Genomic DNA, 19,163 nt, shown 5'->3' with positions numbered 1-19,163 from the left:
ACCGGTCGGGATGGATACGGTAGGGCCAGGAGGTGGGTCCGATGGGGTACCTCGCTTACGACGGTTCAGCGCGGGTGTCTTTCGACGACGTCGTCCTCGCACACCTGGAGGTCGCCATCATCGCCAAGCTCCAGCGCAAAGAGTCGTTCGCCCTCACCTGGCGGGAGTCGAGGGCCAATGGGAGCGGCCGGAGCACGATCTGGCTCGATTCCACGCTCCCCATCCGCTTCCACTACGACAGCCCGCGGCCGCCCGCGATCAACCGCGAATGGCTGCGCCGCCTGACCGACGCGGCCAACTCGAACGGGGGCCTCATCGTGCTGGATGAGGACGGCGACCTCTGCGCCGGGACCTCGCACGACCGGGGCATCTAAGACGGGGTCGCCGCAGCGGCGTCACACGGGCAGTACGGCGTTGCCCCGTCGCAGCACCGTGCCGTCGAGCCGCACCCAGACGACGCTGACCATCCCCGCGGTGACATCGACGGCGATCGTCGCGGTCGGCTTCCCATCTCGCTGGAGCAGCAGGCCGGGGCGGCCGTTCACCGGGCGCTCAACCACCTCCCGTCCCTGTCGGTCGCCGAGGCCGTAGGCGAGCAGGAGCGCGGCGTCCTCCACTCCACGCACCACGCGGACCTTCGCCCGATCGCCCTCCCCGGCGTCGACCACGACGGCGACGTCCGGGTCGAGGAGTCGTCGCACACGTCGGGCATCGCGGGCAGCGGTGGCGGCGCGCAACTCGCTGACGAGCTGTCGCCTCCGCGTGAGCACCGAAGGTAGCCAGGGCAGCCGCGCTGTCATCGACATGGGAACGCCTTTCTCTCGCAACGGGTGTGAAAGGTCCGGCGGCGGGAGGGACCAGCCGCGGTCTGCTTGGCGCATACCCGGGGAGCGGGCCGCCTGAAACCCGGTGTTCCCGCTCTTACCTCACGGCTCGACCGGACCGGCGGCCGTGTGCGGCCGTCACCCACTACGACCGGGCAGGGGTCGGGAATGTGACAGGTCGCAGTTCGGCCCCTTCGTCACAGAACGGCGGGCCGACCGGTCAAAGCCGGAGCCGGGACCTTCCCGGCATCACGACGAACGGACGACAGACGATGAGCGGATGGATGACGGCACCCCAGCGAACGGTATTGGCGGTGGCCGTCGTGGCGACCTTCATCGCCTTCCTCGACGGCAGCGTCGTGACGGTCGCCCTCCCCGCGATCGGGCGGGAGCTGGGTGGCGGCCTCGCCGTCCAGCAGTGGGTGGTGGATGCGTACCTCCTGACGCTCGGATCGGTCATCCTCCTCGCCGGGTCGCTCTCCGATCTGTTCGGGCGCCGTCGGGTGCTGCTCTGGGGCCTCGTGGGCTTCGCGCTCGCCTCGGCCCTGTGCGCTCTCGCGCCCACCTCGGGAATCCTCGTGCTCGCTCGCGGGCTGCAGGGCGTCGCCGGCGCCCTGCTCGTCCCGAGTTCCCTCGCCCTGATCCTCGGCACGTTCAGCGGCGCAGCGCAGAGCCGGGCGATCGGCGTCTGGACGGCGATCACCTCGCTCGCCAGCATCGCGGGGCCGGTGCTCGGCGGTGTGCTAGTGGACGTCCTCTCGTGGCGGTGGGTCTTCGCCGTCAACCTCCTCCCCATCGCGGCCGCACTGCTGCTCGTCCGCGCCCTTCCCGCGGATGCTCCCCACCGGCCCGGCGCCCGGGTGGACTGGGCAGGTGCGGGCCTCGGCGTGCTCGGGCTCGGTTTGCCGGTGTTCGCCCTGATCGAGCATCCGCGATACGGCTGGGGCTCGCCGCTGATCCTCGGTTCGCTCGCGGTCGGCGCGGCGGCGCTCGTCGCCTTCCTCCTGCGTGAAAGGAGGGCGGCGCAGCCGATGCTGCCCCTCACCATCTTCCGGGCACGCGACTTCACCGTGGGGAATGTGGCCACGGCCTTCATCTACGGCGGGGTCGCCGTCGGCACCTTCGCGCTCGCCCTGTTCCTCCAGCAGGGAGCGGGGTACTCGGCGACCCTCGCCGGATTCGCGATGGTCCCGTCCAGCATCGTGCTGATCGCCCTGTCGGCGTACTTCGGCCGCCTCAGCGGCCGGGTGGGGCCACGATTGATGATGACGGTCGGACCGTTGGTCGCGGCCGGTGGCTTCGCTCTCATGCTGCGGATCTCGCGCGATGCCGACTACCTGACCGAGGTGTTGCCTGCCGTCGTCGTGTTCGGCCTGGGCATGGCGATCACGGTCGCTCCGTTGACGGCGACCATCCTGGGTGCCGTCGATCCGTCACGGTCCGGGATCGCGTCGGCCGTGAACAACGCGGTGTCCCGTGTCGCGGGCCTCGTCGCGGTGGCCCTCGCCGGTTCAGCGGGGGCGGCGATGTCGGCCGTCGCCGGGTTCCACGAACTCGCCGGTGCGGCGGCCATCGCGCTCGCGGCGGGCGGCCTGATCTCGGCGGCCGGCATCCGGAACCCTCGCGGGGTGGGCGGCGACCCGGCCGGGGCCGAGGTGTCCGGTCACCACGCTCTGCTCCGCTGAGCGACGACTTCGCCCGTCGCTGTCACATCCCGAGCACCTGTCCGGTCAGAGCTGGTGACGCGCGGAGCGTCCGCGCAGAAACGGAGCAGCACATGAAGATCGTCGCCATCGGCGGAACCGGCCTGATCGGCCGCGGAATCGTCTCTCGTCTGCAGGAGGCGGGCCACGACGTCGTCGCCGCATCGCCGTCGACCGGCGTGGACACGGTCACGGGCGAAGGGCTCGCCGCGGTCCTCGAGGGTGCGGACGTCGTCGTCGACACACCCAACGCGCCGTCGTTCGAGGACGGCCCGGTCCACGAGTTCTTCGAGCGGTCCGCCACCAACCTCGTCGCAGCGGAGAAGGCCGCGGGCGTCCGCCACCACGTCGTTCTCTCGATCGTGGGCGCCGACCGCATGCCCGACATCGGCTACATGCGCGCGAAGGTGATGCAGGAGCGCATCGTGCGCGAGAGCGGCGTGCCGTTCACGATCGTGCGCGCGACGCAGTTCTTCGAGTTCATCGGCGCCCTCGCCGACGGGGCGACGAAGGATGGCACGGCCGTGCTGTCGGACGTGCTGATGCAGCCGATCGCCGCGGCGGACGTGTCGGCCGCCCTGGCCGAGGTGGCCGTCGCCGCGCCCCTGAACGGGATCGTGGAGCTGGCCGGCCCGGAGCCGCTGCGGCTGGACGAACTGGCGCGCCGGCTGTTCTCCGCGACGGGCGATCCGCGGACCGTTTCGACGGATCCCGACGCCGGATACTACGGCGGCCGGGTCGACGACCGCTCGCTCACGCCGGGCAACGACCCCGCGATCACCGACCACCGGTTCGGCGGGACGACGTTCTCCCGCTGGCTGGAGGACCGCCACTAGCATTCCACCATGACGGGGCCAGTGGAGCAGGACGACCTCGACACCGCCACGGCGACGTTCGCGGCGGTGCGGCCGCGCCTGTTCGGCATCGCCTACCGGATGCTCGGGACCGTCGCGGACGCGGAGGACATCGTCCAGGACACCTGGGAGCGCTGGCAGCGCACCGACCGCTCGGCGGTGCGCGAGCCGGCGGCCTTCCTGGCGACCGCGGCGACCCGGCTGGCCATCAACCAGGCTCAGTCGGCGCGGGCGAAGCGCGAGACGTACATCGGGCCGTGGCTGCCCGAGCCCGTGGACACCAGCGCCGACCCCTCCCTCGGTGCCGAGCGCGGTGAAGCGCTCGAGTTCGCGGTGCTCGTGCTGCTCGAGAAGCTCACGCCGACCGAACGTGCCGCGTACGTGCTGCGGGAGGCCTTCGACTACCCGTACGCGCAGATCGCGGAGATCATCCAGGGCTCCGAGGCCTCCGCGCGGCAGCTCGTCAGCCGGGCGCGGAAGCACCTCGCAGAGGAACGGCACGTGCGCGAGGTCGACCACGCGCAGCAGAAGCGGATGCTGGAGGCCTTCCTCGACGCCGCACAGTCCGGCGACATCGCCGAGCTGGAGCGCATCTTCACCGCCGACATCGTCAGCTACTCCGACGGCGGCGGTCTCGCCCGCGCGTCGCGCATCCCCGTCTTCACCCGCGAGACGGTGGCGAAGTACGTCCACGCCTTCGCGAACCGGTTCTGGGAGGGCACCGTCCACCTCGTCGAGGCCAACGGCGGCCCAGCGGCCGTGCTCGTCCGCGACGGCGCCGTGGTCGCCTTCATCGCGCTCGACGTCACGGCCGACGGTATCCGCCGCCTCCAGTGGGTGCTGAACCCGCAGAAGTTGGAACGCCTCCCCGTCCCGGCATGAGCTCCCGCCCCGCTGTCACAGATGGGGATGCTGTCCGGTCTTAACGGGTGAAGGCACATTCATCGGCCGGACAGGAGGCACTCATGCGCCGGATCCTCGTGGTGGGCGGCGGTTACGCCGGTTTCTACACCGCATGGAAGCTGGAGAAGAAACTGCGGAAGGACGAGGCCGAGATCGTCGTGATCGACCCCCGGCCGTACATGACGTACCAGCCGTTCCTCCCGGAGGTCGCAGCGGGGTCGATCGAGGCGCGGCATGCAGCCATCTCGCTCCGCAGCCACCTCAAGCGCGCGCGCCTCATCCACGCGTCGGTGACCCGGATCGACCACGCGTCGAAGACGGTGACGGTGCTCCCGAAGGACGGCGAGCCGTTCCCGCTGGGATACGACATCATCGTCGTCACCGCCGGCGCCGTCACCCGCACGTTCCCCATCCCGGGCATCACCGAACAGGCGATCGGCATGAAGCACGTCGAGGAGGCCGTCGCCATCCGCGACCGGCTGCTCGACGCCTTCGACCGCGCCTCGGTGCTGCCGCCCGGAAGGGAGCGGAGCCGCCTGCTCACGGTCGCCTTCGTCGGCGGCGGGTTCTCGGGCGTCGAAGGGTTTGGCGAGACGCTCTCGCTGGCCACCGCGCTGCTGAAGTCGTATCCCGAGCTGACGTTCTCCGACCTCTCGTTCCACCTGATCGAGGCGCGCAACCGCATCCTCCCCGAGGTGACCGACGAGCCGGGACGCTGGGTGGTGCGGGCTCTGGAACGCCGCGGGGCCCACATCCATCTGGACGCGCAACTCGTCTCGGCGGAGGGCGGCCACCTGGTGCTCTCGACCGGTGCGGAGTTCGACGCGCACACCATCGTGTGGACCGCCGGCAACGGCGCGAACCCGGTCGTCGCGAACCACACCGACCTGCCGGTCACGGCGCGCGGATCGGTGATGGTCCGCGCCGACCTGCGAGTGGGCACGCCGGAGAAGATCGTGCCGGACGCCTGGGCGGCCGGCGACGACGCGGCGGTGCCGGACCTGGCGTCGCCGATCGACGGCGCCGTCACGGTTCCCAACGCCCAGCACGCCGTGCGGCAGGCCAAACGGCTGGCGAAGAACATCGTCGCGACCCTGCGCGGCGAGCAGCCGAAGGACTACGTGCACCACAGCCTCGGGGTCGTCGCGACCCTGGGCCTCGGCACGGGCATCTTCCAGTGGCGCGGGATCGTCATCACCGGCTTCCTTGCCTGGGTGATGCACCGCGGGTATCACGTGCTCGCGATCCCGACCTGGGAGCGCAAGGTGCGGGTGCTGCTGATCTGGGCGAGCGCGGTGTTCTTCGGGCGCGACATCGTGTCGCTGCTCTCGGTGCAGCATCCCCGCCGGGCGTTCGTCGGGGGCGGCGTACCGGAAGCGTCCGACGCGCGAGAGCTCGCCGGTAGGGCCGCCTGATGCCCGTCGACCGCAGACAGCGGCCGTCCGCGACGGCACGGCTCGCCGGAGTCGTCTCGAACAGCGCTGCGGGACGCCGTGTCGCCGCACTGCGCGACGAACTCCGGACTCGGCGCGTGCCGCTGCATTGGACGAACATGTTCGGGGTCATCGCGTTCGCGTGCGTCCTGGTGCTGTTCGTGACCGGCTTCATCCTCATGTTCGTCTACACGCCGTCGGGCACGCGCGTGACCTACGACGGCCCGTACGTGCCGCTCGCAGGCGCCGAGATGTCGAAGGCGCTGCAGTCGACGCTGGCGATCACGTTCGAGGTGCCCGGCGGCCTGCTCGTGCGCCAGGCGCACCACTGGGCGGGCCTCCTGCTCCCGGCCGCGATCATGCTGCAGCTGGCGGTGTCGTTCTTCACCGGCGCGTTCCGCCGTCCCCGACGGCTCTCCTGGGTGCTGCTGTTCGGCCTGCTGATCACCGCCCTGCTCGGCGGATGGAGCGGGTACGCGCTCCCGGACGACATGCTGTCCGGCACGGGACTCCGGATCGTAGAGGGCATCGTTCTCGGCATCCCCGTCGTCGGCACCTGGCTGTCCGCGCTGCTGTTCGGGGGCGAGTTCCCGGGGCGGATCATCGAGAACCTCTACCCCATCCACGTCGCCGTGGTGCCGGCGCTGCTCGTGCTGCTGCTTGCGGCACGGGCACGGCGGGCGTACCTCGACAAGCCGGCGCAGTTCGCCGGCCCGGGGCGGACGGAGGAGCGGATCGTCGGGGTCCCGATGCTGCCAAACCTGGCGGCGCGCGCGGGCGGTCTCCTGGCCATCGTGACCGGCGCAATCGTCCTCATCGCCGCGACGGTCACGATCAGCCCGATCTGGCTGTACGGGCCCTCCTCCCCCGGCGACGCGTCGGCGGGCAGCCAGCCGGACTGGTACACGGGCTTCCTCGACGGAGCGCTCCGCCTCGTCCCGCCCGGCTGGGAGTTCGAGTGGCTCGGCCGCACCTGGACGCTCGCGATCCTCATCCCCCTCGCGGTGGTCGGGCTCTACCTTCTCGCGATCGCTGTGTACCCGTTCGTCGAGGAGTGGGTGACCGGCGACCACCGCGACCACCACCTCCTCGACCGCCCGCGCAACGAGCCGACGCGCACCGGCCTCGGCGTCTCGGGCATCGTCTTCTACGCCGCGCTCTGGGGCGCGGGGAGCGCCGATCTCGTGGCCACGCATTTCCACCTCACGGTGGAGTCGGTGGTGGCCGGCTACCAGGCGCTCGTGGTGCTGGGCCCGGTCGTGGCGTTCGTCGTCACCCGGCGCGTGTGCCTCGCGCTGCAGAAGCGCGACCGCGACATCCTGCTGCACGGCTACGAGACCGGGCGCATCGTCCGGTTGCCCGGCGGCGAGTACGTGGAGGTCCACGGCTCGGTGGATGCGGCCGAGCGGTACCGCCTCGCCGGCCCGGTCGCCGTGCACCCGGTCGACGCCAGGCCGGACGAGGACGGGCGGCTCCGGCCCACCGAACGGCTCCGGGCGGCTCTCGCCCGGGTGTTCTTCGAGGACCGCTTGGAGCCGGTGGGCCCGCTGACCCGCGACGAAGTCGTCGCCGGAGGACGAACGGATGAGGCGATCGCACAGAGCGAGGAGGCCCCGGTGGCCGCAACGCGGGCGGGTGCGGCGTGAGGCCGACGCGGCCGCTGCGGCCGCCGCTCTGACGGCGGCGCTACGAGACGCCTACCTCGCCGGCGACGCACCGGCCGTGGGTCGGCTGCTCGGTCCGGACGTCCACGTGGTGGTCGACCGCGGCGGCGACGCATCCCTTCCGGTGGCTATCGACTTCGCCTCGGGCCTGACGCTCCTGCACGGCCTGCTCGGCGACCCTGCATCGCTCGGTCTGGACGTCCGGCCGATGAACGGCCGATCAGGACTCGTCGCCTCCCGTGACGGACGCGTCTTCGCCGTCGTTGTCGCGGACGGTGCTGTCGGGGCCGTCGACCATCTGTGGATCGTGGCCGATCCGGAGAAGCTCCGGCGCTGGGGGTGACGCCGTCGACGAACGTCAGTCGGGCAGCCGCACCAGGTGCCGGTCGAGCGCGACGGCGATGGCCTCGTCCCGGTTGGACACATCCAGCTTCCGGTAGATGCTGCGGATCTGGCTCTTGACCGTGTTCACGGAGACGCCGAGCTCCTCCGCCACCTGAGGCACGCGCGGGGTGCGCAGGTAGGCCTCGAGGACGGCGAGTTCGCGCTTGCTCAGCGCCTCACCCTCCGGGAGCGGCAACAAGAGGGAGCGGGCGGGGATGTCGGCGAGCACGTCGCCGAATCCCGCACCCTCCAAGGCGCCGAGCAGTTGCGGGAAGTCCTCGACCGGCACCAGCGCGACGGCGAGCCGCTGGCCGGTCGCGCGGAGAAGCTCGCCCAGCTGGTCCACGACGGATGTGCGGCGAGGTCCGCTCGAGAAGCGCAGCAGCGCCGCGGCCTCGAGGGCCAGCGCCTCCGCGTGCGTGCGGGCATCCAGCGGTGCTCCGGCGACCCGGCGCACCTGCTGGAGCGCGGCGCCGGTGCGGCCGAGGGCCAGTTCGACGCGCGCGAGACCCACGTGGCGCTGGGCGCTGCCCGGCTCGAGCTGCCGCAGGACCGTCGACGCGGAGGTGAGGTCGCCGAGCGCGATGTGCAGCAACGCCCGGTGCGGTGCGAGCTCGCGACGGGCAGCCGTCCCGCGACCCTCCGCACCCCGCAGGGCGGCGTAGGCGTCGATCCCCGCGAGACCAGCGGAGGGTCGGCCTGCGACCAGATCGACGAGCGCCTCGGTCGCGGCGATGGCGCGCCAGTGCTCGATCGTCCGGCGATCATGGACCATCGCCGCCAGCTGCGTGCGAGCCTCCTCGGCGTCGAACCGCTCCAGCGCCACGACCGCCTCGGCGACGCGGTAGAACGTACCCGGATACCAGGAGCGCTGCTGGTCGGTCCACTGCTCGTCCTGAGCCAGTTCGATGTACGCCATCGCCTCGTGGATATCGCCCCTCACCGCGTGGATGCCGGCCGCCATCGCGATGTTGGCGAAGCCGGAGGAGTAGCCAGTGGGCGGCGATTCGGCCATGCCCTTCTCGAACGTCTCCAGGGCCGACTCGACTTGCCCCGCGTAGTACTGGGTGGTGCCGACGTGTGCGTAGATGCGTGACAGCGCCTGCACGGCGGAACGCTGATCCAGCGTGAGTCCGTCCAGTGCGGCGACGGCCTTGCGCGCCGGCGTGATACCGAGGCGCGGGCGCCCGATCAGGCGGTAGGCGGCACTCTCGCTCGCCAGGATGAGCGCGCGGTCGACGGGCCCCACCCGCTCGATGCCGTGACGGGCGGCCCGGGCGGCTCCGACGAAGTAACGCAGCCCCTTCATCCTCCGGTTCGGCTGGAGGTTGTAGGCGATGCCGAGCATCATCATGAGCAGTGGCCGGGTGTGAAGCTCGCCCGCCGGGATGCGCTCGGCGACCTGCGCGAAGCCCTGCCGGATCCCGATGGCGACGTCGAACCAGTGGTCCCGGACCACGACCGTCGCGGCGTCGTAATCTTCCGCGTCGACGGCCTGCTGGAACTGCCGGAGCACGTCCCGGTCGATCGTCAGCCGGATGTCATCGGCGCTCTCGGGCTCGGGGTCGGCACCCGCGGAGAACGAGTGCGCGGACTCGTCCGAGAACGTGCTCATAGGAGGACTCCAGGGTCGGCGAGAAGGCAGGGGGTCGTCTTCATCGTAATGACGCGTCGTCGCGTCTAGCGTGGAGGGCGACGAGGAGGCGTGAGATGGCGAAGATTCTGGTGACCGGCGCAGGGAGCGGGCTGGGCTTGGGTGCCGCACGCGAGCTGGCGGAGCACGGCCACACCGTGGTCGGCCACGTCCGCAGCCTGGACCGGGCGGGCGAACTCCGGGATGCCCTGGGCGACGGTGTGATCCTGGCGGCGGAGCTCTCCGACGAGGAGCAGGTCCGGGCGCTCGCCGATCAGGTGGCGGATGCCGGCGGCGTGGACGCGGTCATCAACAACGCCGGAGTGATCGACGGCGCCGGCATCCTCCCGGTCAACGTGGTCGCCCCCTACCTCTTGACCGCGCTGGTCCCGGCCGAACGCCACGTCTATCTCAGCAGCGGAATGCACCGCGGCGGCCACGCGACGCTCGACGGTCTCGACTGGTCGGGGCGGACGCGCACCGCGTCGTACTCGGACAGCAAGCTGATCGCGACGGCGCTCGCCGCGGCGCTCCCCCGCCTCCGCCCCGGCGTGTTCAGCAACGCGGTCGACCCGGGCTGGGTGCCCACGCGGATGGGCGGCCGCAACGCGCCCGACGACCTCGAGCTCGGTCACCGCACGCAGGTCTGGCTCGCCGAGGGCGAAGACCCGGAGACCCGTACATCGGCGTACTGGCACCACCAGCGGCAGCAGCGACCGCATCCGGCCGCGACCGATCGAGCGTTCCAGGATGCGGTCGTCGCCGCGCTGAGGGATCACACCGGCACCGACCTGTGACCGCTGGGCCGCAGCGAGTTCCCTTCGGGTTCCCAGAACTCTGCCAGGACGATTCCCGGTAGGCTGGAGGACAACAAGGGGAGTACTCCCGTCGGCAGTGAGCCCGTCATTACGGATGCGCCATCGCATCCCGGGCCACTGGTCCCGAACTGAGATCGTCGATCCGGTCGGGGCGGAGGAGACCTTGGCGAGACGTTCCGCCTACCCCTTGGGAGTCCCCGGTGCAGGTCACCCCGCTCATCTGGATCATCACGATCGCCGTCACGATCGCGTTCTTCGTCTACGAGTTCTTCGCGCACGTGCGCAAGCCGCACGAGCCGACCATCGGCGAGTCGGCCCGCTGGTCCGCGTTCTACATCGGTCTGGCGCTGCTGTTCGGCGTCGGCATCGGCATGGTCTCCGGCTGGACCTACGGCGGCGAGTACTTCGCCGGCTACCTGACCGAGAAGGTGCTCTCGGTCGACAACCTGTTCGTCTTCCTGCTGCTGATGTCGGCGTTCGCCGTGCCCAAGGCGTACCAGCAGAAGGTGCTGATGATCGGCATCATCATCGCGCTCATCCTCCGCGGCGCGTTCATCGCCGTTGGAGCCGGGCTCATCGAGAACTACTCGTGGGTCTTCTACCTCTTCGGCGCCCTCCTGCTCTTCCTGGCGTGGCGTCAGGCGTTCGGCTCCCACGACTCCGACCCGACCGACAACCGGGTGATGCGGTTCATCCGCCGCCACCTGCCCGTGACCGACGAATACAACCGCGACCGGCTCACGGTGAAGAAGGACGGGCGCCGCTTCGTCACCCCGATGCTGCTGACCATCATCGCGATCAGCCTCATCGACGTCGTCTTCGCCGTCGACTCCATCCCGGCCATCTACGGGCTCACCAGCGAGGCGTACATCGTCTTCACGGCCAACGCCTTCGCCCTGATGGGACTCCGCCAGCTGTACTTCCTCATCGGCGGGCTCCTCGAGCGGCTCGTCTACCTGTCGCAGGGCCTCGCAGTCATCCTCGGCTTCATCGGCGTCAAGCTCGTCTTCCACGCACTGCACGTCAACGAGCTGCCCTTCATCAACGGCGGCCGGCGCGTGGAGTGGATCCCCGAGATCCCGACCTGGTTCTCGCTCCTCTTCATCGGAGCGACGATCGCAGTGGCCGCGACGGCCAGCCTCCTGAAGACGCGCGGCGACCGCCGCGCCGAGATCCAGGACGAACCGGAGCTCAGCTCGGACGCGCGTCCGCAGCGGTGAGGGCCGGTGAGCTGGCCGGTGAGCGTCACAGCGCCGACACGACGGCCGCGGCGAGCGGCGGGAGAGTGATCGGCCTCAGAGGCCGCCGATCCGCTCGGTGAGCAGGTCGAGCAGCGCCTCCGCCGCACGGCCGGGCCGCCGGCGGGCGATGGCGCTGAGCCGCCAGTCCACGGCTTCGGTCAGGGGGCGCACGACGGCTCCCTCTGCCGGGATGATGGTCAGCTCCGGCAAGGCGGCCACGCCCAGTCCCGCGGCGACGAAGCGCGGAATCTCGCCCAGGTCGGACAACTCGGTGGGCACCCGACGAGTCAGGCCGAGGGCCTGCAGCGCGCGATCGAGGGTGACGCGGTTGCCGAAGCCGGCACGCGAGTCCACCCAGGCCTCTTCCGCCAGGTCGGCGAGCGCGACAGTCCGGCGGCGGGCGAGCGGGTGATCCTCTGGCAGCACGACGAGGAACGGGGAGTCGACCAGCGGTCGCATGATGAGGTCGGGAACCGCGTCGGGCAGACCGTGGAACGCGATGTCGAGCCGCCCCTGGCGCACCTCCTCCACCAGGCCGGTGGATCCGCTGGGCGACGGGCCGAGACGGAGGTCCACGTGCGGATGCCGCCGGTGGAACTCGCCCATGATGCCCGGCAGGTCGATGGTGGTCAGGTTCGTGAAAATGCCGACCCGGACCGTGCCGCGCAGTGGGCCGTGCTCGTCGGTGAACTCGCGCATCCTCTCCACGGCCTCGATCGCACTGCGCGCCTCGGGTAGCACGGTCCGGCCCGCCTCGGTGAGCCGGACGCCGTGTGCGTCCCGCTCGAACAGTGCCGTCCCGAGTTCCGATTCGAGACTCCGGATGCCCGCCGAGACGGTCGACTGCGCCGCGAACACGCGGGCAGCGGCGCGCGTGAAGTTGAGCTCGTCGGCCACGGCGACGAGGTACTCGAGCTGGCGCGTGTCCATGGATGCAGCCTAGCGTCGGTGATCGCTCCGATCGATCGTCAGCATCGGCTATTTCCGTTGGACTCGATGCTCGCCGAGGAGCACTATCGAAGCATGACCAGCACGCTCGACTTCTCCGCCCCCACCGGCTCCACCCCTCGGCTGGAGACCGGACCGACCAGCACCCGGCGTCCCTTCCGCCTGCGCCATGGCGCCGGCTTCTGGGTCATCGCGGCGGCGTTCCTCGCCGTGATGGCCTTCTCCACCATTCCGACTCCGCTGTACGCCTTCTACCAGGCACGCGACGGCTTCCCGACCTGGGTGGTGACCGTGATCTTCGCCGCGTATGCGGTCGGCGTCATCGCCAGCCTCTTCCTCATCGGCCACCTGAGCGACATCGCCGGGCGACGCAGGATGGTGCTGATCGCCGTGCTCATCGAGATCGTCTCCGCCGCCCTCTTCCTGGTCTGGAACGACGTCGCCGGCCTCATCGTCGCGCGCACCCTCTCCGGAATCGGCGTCGGCGCCCTCACGGCGAGCGCGACCGCGCACCTCAGCGAGCTGCGCGCCGTCGCCCGACCGGACGAGGGCCCCGCGACCGCCGGGACGGTCTCCACGGTCGTCAACACAGGCGGACTCGCGCTCGGCCCGCTGATCGGCGGAGCGTTCGCGCAGTTCCTGCCCGAGCCGCTGCTGCTCCCGTACGCGGTGTTCCTCGTCGTGCTCGCGGTCGCGGCCGTCGCCGTCGCCCTCGTTCCCGAGACGGTGGAGCGCGCGGAAGAGCGTCCCGCGTACCGCCCGCAGCGGATCTCGCTGCCGGCCGAAGCGCGAGGAGCGTTCTCCGCCGCGGCCGTCGCCGCCTTCGCCGGCTTCGCCGTCTTCGGGCTGTTCACCTCCCTCGCGCCGAGCGTGCTCGTCGTCACTCTCCACCAGACCTCGCACCTGCTGGCCGGATTCGTTCCGTTCGCGGTGTTCGCAGCTTCGGCGATCTCGCAGATCGTCTTCGCCCGGATCTCCTCCCGTGCGCAGCTGATCCTGGCCCTCGTCCTCATGCTCGTCGGGCTCGCGGGCCTCGCGGCCGGCGTGCTGACGGCCTCGTTCGCGGTCTTCCTGGTCAGCGGTGTGCTGGCGGGCGCCGGTGTCGGTCTCCAGTTCCGCTCGGCGATCGCCGCGGCGGCCTCGCTCGCCGCCCCGGAGCGCCGCGGTGAGGTGCTCGCCGCGATCTTCCTCATCGCGTACATCGGTCTGGCGGTACCCGTGCTGCTCGTCGGCGTGGCGCTCATCTTCTGGCCGCTCGTGCCGGTACTGGTGGTGTTCGTCGCCGCGGTCGCCGCCCTGTCGGTTCCCGCCGGCCTGCGGATGCTGCGCCGGGCCTGAGCCCGTCCGGCCTCAGTGAACGGAGGTGAACGTCCCGAGCGCATCGTCCGCGAGGGCGGAGCGGAGAGCCGGGAGCGATCCCTCATCCACGTTGACGATCGACTGCCCGTCGGGTGAGGTTCCGGTTCCGGCAGTGGGCATGGTGAAGGCATGGATGCTGGAGGGGCCGTCGAGACGCATGCTCGCCGCGAGCCCGATCATCGTCGGGAGGTCGAACTGCTCGTCGAGGCTGAGGTATCGGCCGGTCGCACCGGCGAACGACGTCACGGCGGCGGGGTCGGTCAGCGTCCCGCGGCTGAGCAGCTTGGCGACGATGGCCCGCAGGAGCGCCTGCTGGTTGGCCACCCGCTGGTAGTCGGCCGTCGGGAAGGCGTACCGCTCCCGGGCGAAGGCGAGGGCTTGGGCGCCGTCGAGGTGGTTCATGCCCTGAACGAAGGTGTAGTGCGGCTTCTTGACCGTGGTGAAGCCGACCGGACTGTCCACATCCACTCCGCCGAGCGCGTCCGTCATCCCTTCGAGGCCCTGGAAGTCGATGATCGCGACGTGGTCGATGTGCGTCTGGAGCAGTTGCTCGACCGTCTGGATCACCAGCGGAGTGCCCCCCCAGGCGAGCGCAGCATTGATCTTGGCCGTGCCCTTGCCGGGGATCGGGACCCAGAGGTCGCGCATGATCGACATGATGTAGACGTCTTTGCGGTCGGCGTCGATGTGCACGAGCATCATGGTGTCGGAGCGCTGGTCGGACTCGGTGCTCTGCCCGACGGTCGTCGGGTCTCCGCGCGAATCGGAGCCGATGAGCAGGATGTTCATGGCGCCGGTCGAGACGGGGGTCGGCCGGGTCGCGGCCGGCGGGAAGGCGCGCGGGATGTGCGTCACCGTGGAGTTGAAGGTCGATGCGACGCTGCCGGCGTAGTACAACCCTCCGCCGACCACGGAGCCCGCCACGACGGTGGCCACGGCGAGCAGCGTGGTCGCGACGATCGAGACCACCGACCGGCGACGCGGCTCCTTCGGTGTACGGCGATGCCAGCGGTGATTGGGTGCGGCGTGCGCGATCATGACGGCCGTTTCCGGCACTCCCCCAGGAGCGTCTCATGCGACTCCACCCGGACGTCGGGTGAGATGAGGATTTCTCATCTGGCCTGAGGCTACGCTTGTCATCCCCAAAAGTCCCCATTAATGAGGACATTGTTTGTACCCCGATTACCCCCAGTTCGCGGGGTCCGGTTAACGCGAAGCGGCCGGAACGGAGGATCCGTTCCGGCCGCTGGGATGGATGCCTCAGATGCCGCGGGCGAGGCGGTAGTAGGCGGCGTTCGCGTCGAGGTCGCGGCGCACCGAGCGGAGCGTCGTCGTGTCGTCGATGACGATGAGCTCGGTGCGCAGCATGCGGGCGAAGTCCTCGAAGACCTCGACCCCGACCGCGGTGCTCATCACCGTGTGGTGCGCCGCGCCGGCCTCGAGCCAGGCGGTCGCCGACGTCGTGAAGTCGGGCTGCGGCTTCCACACCGCACGGCCGACCGGCAGCTTCGGCAGCGGAGCCGACGGCTCGACCACCTCGACCACGTTGGCGACCAGGCGGAAACGGTCGCGCACATCCGACAGCGCCACGACGACCGCGGGACCCGGGTCCGCCGTGAAGACGAGGCGGACCGGGTCGTCCTTGCCGCCGATGCCGAGCGGGTGCACCTCGAGCGTCGGGGTCACCGAGCTGAGCGACGGGCTCACCTCGAGCATGTGCGCGCCCAGGATGCGCTCGTCGCCGGGCGTCAGGTCGTACGTGTAGTCCTCCATGAGGGACGCGCCGCCCGGCAGGCCTGCGCCCATCACGTTGGCCGCGCGCACCAGGACGGCGGTCTTCCAGTCGCCCTCCGCGCCGAAGCCGTAGCCCTCGGCCATCAGCCGCTGGACGGCGAGGCCCGGCAGCTGCTTCAGGGCGCCGAGGTCTTCGAAGCTGGTCGTGAACGCGCCGAAACCGCCCTCCTCCAGGAAGGAGCGCAGGCCCAGCTCGATCGCCGCGCCGTCGCGCAGCGACGGGTGGCGGTCGCCGCCGCGCCGCAGCTCCGGAGCGACGTCGTACTGCTCCTCGTACTCGGCGACGAGCGCGTCGACGGCGTCGGCCGGCGCCGCGGCGACCGCATCCGCCAGCTCGTTCACGCCCCACGTGTTCACCTGGACGCCGAAGACGTGCTCGGCCTCGGTCTTGTCGCCCTCGGTGACGGCGACGAAGCGCATGTTGTCGCCGAAGCGGGCGAGCTTCAGCGTGCGGGTGGCGGCCCGGCCGGCCGCTGCGCGCATCCACGTGCCGACGCGTGCCGAGACGACCGGGTTCGAGACGTGTCCGGCGACCGTGGTGCGCGGCACGCCGAGGCGCGTCAGGATGTAGCCGAACTCGCGGTCGCCGTGGGCGGCCTGGTTGAGGTTCATGAAGTCGAAGTCGATCTCGGCCCAGGGCAGCTCGACGTTCGCCTGCGTGTGCAGGTGCAGCAGCGGCTTCTGCAGCGCGTCGAGGCCGGCGATCCACATCTTCGCGGGGCTGAAGGTGTGCATCCACGCGATCACGCCGATCACGCGGTCGTCGGCGTTCGCCTCCAGCATGATGCGGCGGATGGCGTCGGCGTCGGTGAGGACCGGCTTCCACACGATCTTCACCGGCACGTCGGGCGACGCGCCCAGCTCGTCGGCGATGGCGCGGGACTGCTCGGCGACCTGCGCGAGGGTCTCCGGTCCGTAGAGGTGCTGGCTTCCGGTGAGGAACCAGACCTCGTAGACGTCGAGGGAGGTGGTGAGCTTCGGCATCAGGCGGTGGGTCCTTCCGGGGTCTGTCCGTAGACGTTCTGGTAGCGGTCGAAGAGGCGGTCGATCGCCTCCTGAGGAATGGGGACGACATCGCCGCCCTGGCGCGCGATGTGCATCGTGCGGGCGACGTCCTCGGCCATGACGGCGGCCTTCACGGCGTCGCGGGCGTCGGAGCCGATGGTGAAGACGCCGTGGTTCTGCATGAGCACAGCGCGACTGCGGTGGCCGGTGAGCGTCGACACGATGCCGCGGCCGATGGAGTCGTCGCCGATGATCGCGAACGGTCCGACGGGGATCTCGCCGCCGAACTCGTCCGCCATCGCGGTGATGGCGCACGGGATGGGCTCGGCGCGCGCCGCCCAGGCGGTCGCATAGGTGGAGTGCGTGTGCACGACGCCGCCGACCTCGGGCATGCTGCGGTACACGAAGGCGTGGGCGGCGGTGTCCGACGACGGCGACCGCTCGGAGCCGAGCGACCCGGGGACGACCTCGCCGTCGAGGGTGCAGAGGATCATGTTCTCCGGTGCGAGGTCGTCGTAATCGACGCCGCTCGGCTTGATGACGAAGAGGTCCTCGCCGGGCACGCGGCCGGAGACGTTCCCGCCGGTCCAGACGACCAGCTGGTAGCGCACCAGCTCGGCGTGGAGGGCGGCGACGCGCTCGCGGACGGCGCGGACGGCGGGGGACTCGGTGGGAGCCGCGGTCGCGCGGGCCGGGGCCGCGGCGCTTGCGTCCTTCGGGGTCTGGGCGTCGGTCACTGGTCGGATCCTTCCGTGGGGCGATCGGCGGAGGCGGTGGTGTCGGGGAGGGCGGTGACGGCCGCGCGCTCGACGGCAAGGCCGTCGTCGTAGCGGTCGAGGTAGGCGGCGAAGCCCGCGACATCCTCCGGCTGCGGCTCGGAGGTCTCGAAGACGATGTCGCGGAACACGCGCTCGCGCAGGTAGGTGTCGAGGTCCTGGCCGCCCTCGGCCCGTGCGCCCAGGTAGGCGGCGAGGACCGCGATCCCCCACGCGCCACCCTCGGATGCGGTGTGGGCGACGGACACGGGGGCGTCGAGGGCGCCCGCCAGGAAACGCTGGGCGACGCCGGCGGTGCGGAACACGCCGCCGTGCGCGAGCATCCGGTCGAGCGCGACGCCCTCCTGCGCGAGGACGCGCATCCCGAGCGCCAGGGTGGCGAACACGCCGTACACCTCGGCGCGCACCAGGTTGCCGAGGGTGAAGCGGCTGCCCGGCGTGCGGACGAGCAGCGGACGGCCCTCGGTGAGCCCGGCGATGGGCTCGCCCGCGAGGTGGTTATAGGCGAGCAGACCGCCGGCGTCATCGTCGCCGGTCAGCGCCTCCGTGAGGAGGGTGTCGAACACGGCGTCGGGATCGATGGGGCGGCCGGACGCGGCGGCGAACCGGCCGAAGAGTCCGGCCCACTCGGCGAGCTCACTGGCGCCGTTGTTGCAGTGGACCATGGCGACCGGGTCGCCTGCGGGGGTGGTCACCACATCCAGCTCGTCGTGCACCTCGGCCAGCGGACGCTCCAGCACGACCATGGCGAAGATGCTGGTGCCGGCGCTCACATTGCCGGTGCGCGGTGCGACGGATGCGGTCGCGACCATGCCGGTGCCGGCGTCGCCCTCGGGAGGGCACAGGGTCGCGCCGGGACGTAGCGCGCCGGACGGATCAAGGAGCGCAGCGCCCTCGGCGGTCAGGTCGCCGGCGGGCTCTCCGGCGGAGAGGACCTCGGGCAGCAGGTCGCGGAGCGGAGGGATGCGGCCGGCGGCGAGCCGGTCATAGCGGCCGACGAGTTCGGCGTCGTAGTCGCCGGTAGTCGGGTCGATCGGGAACATGCCTGACGCATCCCCGACCCCGAGCACGTGCCGCCCGGTGAGCCGGCGGTGCACGTACCCGGCCAGCGTGGTGACGGACCGGACGCGCGGGAGGTGCGGCTCGGCGTCGAGGACGGCCTGGTGCAGGTGGGCGATGGACCAGCGGAGCGGGATGTTGACGCCGAGCAGGTCGGTCAGCTCACGCGCCGCCGCTCCCGTGTTCGTGTTGCGCCAGGTGCGGAACGGCACAAGCAGCTCGCCCGCCTCGTCGAACGCGAGGTATCCGTGCATCATCGCCGAGACGCCCAGAGAGCCCACGGTTGTCGGCGCGACGCCGTGGCGGGCCTGTGCGTCGGCGGCCAGGGCGGCGTACGCCTCTTGCAGGCCGGACCAGACCTCCTCGATCGGGTAAGTCCAGAGGCGGTCGACGTAGGAGTTCTCCCACTCGTGGGCGCCGACGGCGAGGACGACCGACGGGGCGTCCGCATCCACGAGGCAGGCCTTGATGCGGGTCGAGCCGAACTCGATCCCGAGCGCGGTGCGCCCCGACTCGATGGCGTCGCGGGCGCGGGCGGCGGCTGCGTCTCCGGAAGCCGCGGGGGCGGCGTCGGCTGGCACCATGGTGGCATCCACTCCTTTGTGACCGGTCACATTGACGGTTCGAGTGTACGGCACCTGCCCGTCGGCGCGCCACTCCGCGCGGGCACCGCTGGCCCGGGCGCTGCTTCCCTTCTCCCGTGGCGCCGCTTCTCCCATGGCGGCCGCGCAGATTCGTGCCGAATGTGCGCAATGGCGCGAGCAT

At 71.0% G+C, this 19,163-nt stretch carries 17 protein-coding genes; 10 read left to right on the top strand and 7 right to left on the bottom strand.

Translation table 11 applies throughout. From position 1 onward, the window contains the following. Nucleotides 1–41 precede the first annotated feature (41 nt). Nucleotides 42–374, top strand: a complete 333-nt coding sequence (locus ACF1AJ_RS15375; RefSeq protein ID WP_391508131.1) for an ATP-dependent DNA ligase — start codon at nt 42–44, stop codon at nt 372–374. A 21-nt stretch (nt 375–395) separates the two neighbouring features. On the opposite strand, the gene ACF1AJ_RS15370 is transcribed toward ACF1AJ_RS15375, so the two are convergent. Further along, a complete protein-coding gene (locus ACF1AJ_RS15370; RefSeq protein WP_391508130.1) occupies nt 396–806 on the bottom strand; it encodes a hypothetical protein in 411 nt (136 codons plus the stop codon). 302 nt (nt 807–1,108) lie between these two features. On the opposite strand from ACF1AJ_RS15370, the gene ACF1AJ_RS15365 reads away from it, so the two are divergent. The 6 genes from ACF1AJ_RS15365 to ACF1AJ_RS15340 all read left to right on the top strand — a co-directional run bounded on the left by ACF1AJ_RS15365 (nt 1,109) and on the right by ACF1AJ_RS15340 (nt 7,724). Continuing rightward, a complete protein-coding gene (locus ACF1AJ_RS15365; protein ID WP_391508129.1) occupies nt 1,109–2,509 on the top strand; it encodes a DHA2 family efflux MFS transporter permease subunit in 1,401 nt (466 codons plus the stop codon). 92 nt (nt 2,510–2,601) lie between these two features. Further along, a complete protein-coding gene (locus ACF1AJ_RS15360; RefSeq protein WP_391508128.1) occupies nt 2,602–3,363 on the top strand; it encodes an SDR family oxidoreductase in 762 nt (253 codons plus the stop codon). A 9-nt stretch (nt 3,364–3,372) separates the two neighbouring features. After that, nucleotides 3,373–4,263, top strand: coding sequence for an RNA polymerase sigma-70 factor (locus ACF1AJ_RS15355; protein WP_391508127.1), 891 nt, complete (start codon nt 3,373–3,375; stop codon nt 4,261–4,263). An 83-nt stretch (nt 4,264–4,346) separates the two neighbouring features. Continuing rightward, the gene (locus ACF1AJ_RS15350; protein ID WP_391508126.1) at nt 4,347–5,699 is read left to right on the top strand and encodes an NAD(P)/FAD-dependent oxidoreductase; all 1,353 of its coding nucleotides are present in this window, start codon (nt 4,347–4,349) and stop codon (nt 5,697–5,699) included. Then, complete coding sequence (locus ACF1AJ_RS15345) at nt 5,699–7,363, top strand: cytochrome bc complex cytochrome b subunit (protein WP_391508125.1); 1,665 nt, start codon at nt 5,699–5,701, stop codon at nt 7,361–7,363. The genes ACF1AJ_RS15350 and ACF1AJ_RS15345 overlap by 1 nt, the downstream gene beginning before the upstream one ends. Continuing rightward, a complete protein-coding gene (locus ACF1AJ_RS15340) occupies nt 7,353–7,724 on the top strand; it encodes a hypothetical protein (RefSeq protein ID WP_391508124.1) in 372 nt (123 codons plus the stop codon). Before ACF1AJ_RS15345 ends, ACF1AJ_RS15340 begins: the two co-directional genes overlap by 11 nt. Before the next feature lie 15 nt (nt 7,725–7,739). Here ACF1AJ_RS15340 and ACF1AJ_RS15335 read toward each other — a convergent pair whose 3' ends face one another. Further along, entirely contained in the window at nt 7,740–9,380 is a 1,641-nt protein-coding gene (locus ACF1AJ_RS15335; protein ID WP_391508123.1) for a response regulator transcription factor, read from the bottom strand. A gap of 95 nt (nt 9,381–9,475) precedes the next feature. Between ACF1AJ_RS15335 and ACF1AJ_RS15330 the strand changes: the two genes are divergently transcribed. Both ACF1AJ_RS15330 and ACF1AJ_RS15325 read left to right on the top strand, forming a co-directional pair. Beyond that, nucleotides 9,476–10,195 carry an SDR family NAD(P)-dependent oxidoreductase gene (locus tag ACF1AJ_RS15330; RefSeq protein ID WP_391508122.1) on the top strand — a complete coding sequence of 240 codons (720 nt, stop codon included), beginning with the start codon at nt 9,476–9,478 and terminating at the stop codon, nt 10,193–10,195. Nucleotides 10,196–10,416: 221 nt separating this feature from the next. Continuing rightward, nucleotides 10,417–11,436 carry a TerC family protein gene (locus ACF1AJ_RS15325; RefSeq protein WP_391508121.1) on the top strand — a complete coding sequence of 340 codons (1,020 nt, stop codon included), beginning with the start codon at nt 10,417–10,419 and terminating at the stop codon, nt 11,434–11,436. Nucleotides 11,437–11,511: 75 nt separating this feature from the next. Here the strand turns inward: ACF1AJ_RS15325 and ACF1AJ_RS15320 are convergent, their stop codons facing one another. Continuing rightward, on the bottom strand, nt 11,512–12,387 hold the full coding sequence (locus ACF1AJ_RS15320; RefSeq protein ID WP_391508120.1) for a LysR family transcriptional regulator: 876 nt from the start codon (nt 12,385–12,387) through the stop codon (nt 11,512–11,514). A gap of 93 nt (nt 12,388–12,480) precedes the next feature. On the opposite strand from ACF1AJ_RS15320, the gene ACF1AJ_RS15315 reads away from it, so the two are divergent. Further along, nucleotides 12,481–13,743: an MFS transporter gene (locus ACF1AJ_RS15315; RefSeq protein WP_391508119.1), complete on the top strand. Its 1,263-nt coding sequence runs from the start codon at nt 12,481–12,483 to the stop codon at nt 13,741–13,743. Nucleotides 13,744–13,755: 12 nt separating this feature from the next. Here the strand turns inward: ACF1AJ_RS15315 and ACF1AJ_RS15310 are convergent, their stop codons facing one another. From ACF1AJ_RS15310 to ACF1AJ_RS15295, 4 genes are all read right to left on the bottom strand, one after another. Beyond that, nucleotides 13,756–14,802: an LCP family protein gene (locus ACF1AJ_RS15310; protein ID WP_391508118.1), complete on the bottom strand. Its 1,047-nt coding sequence runs from the start codon at nt 14,800–14,802 to the stop codon at nt 13,756–13,758. Nucleotides 14,803–15,024: 222 nt separating this feature from the next. Then, entirely contained in the window at nt 15,025–16,542 is a 1,518-nt protein-coding gene (araA, locus tag ACF1AJ_RS15305; RefSeq protein WP_391508117.1) for an L-arabinose isomerase, read from the bottom strand. Further along, nucleotides 16,542–17,300 (bottom strand): L-ribulose-5-phosphate 4-epimerase, encoded by a 759-nt coding sequence (locus ACF1AJ_RS15300; RefSeq protein ID WP_391508116.1) that lies wholly within the window; start codon nt 17,298–17,300, stop codon nt 16,542–16,544. The genes araA and ACF1AJ_RS15300 overlap by 1 nt, the downstream gene beginning before the upstream one ends. Then, nucleotides 17,297–18,982, bottom strand: a complete 1,686-nt coding sequence (locus ACF1AJ_RS15295; protein WP_391508774.1) for a xylulokinase — start codon at nt 18,980–18,982, stop codon at nt 17,297–17,299. The genes ACF1AJ_RS15300 and ACF1AJ_RS15295 overlap by 4 nt, the downstream gene beginning before the upstream one ends. Between the last annotated feature and the right edge of the window lie 181 nt (nt 18,983–19,163).

It is taken from the genome of Leifsonia sp. NPDC014704 (assembly GCF_043083605.1).
In the GTDB taxonomy this organism is placed as follows: domain Bacteria; phylum Actinomycetota; class Actinomycetes; order Actinomycetales; family Microbacteriaceae; genus Leifsonia.
Note: the sequence above shows the minus strand (reverse complement) of the source record. Positions and strands in the feature narration are given on the sequence as shown.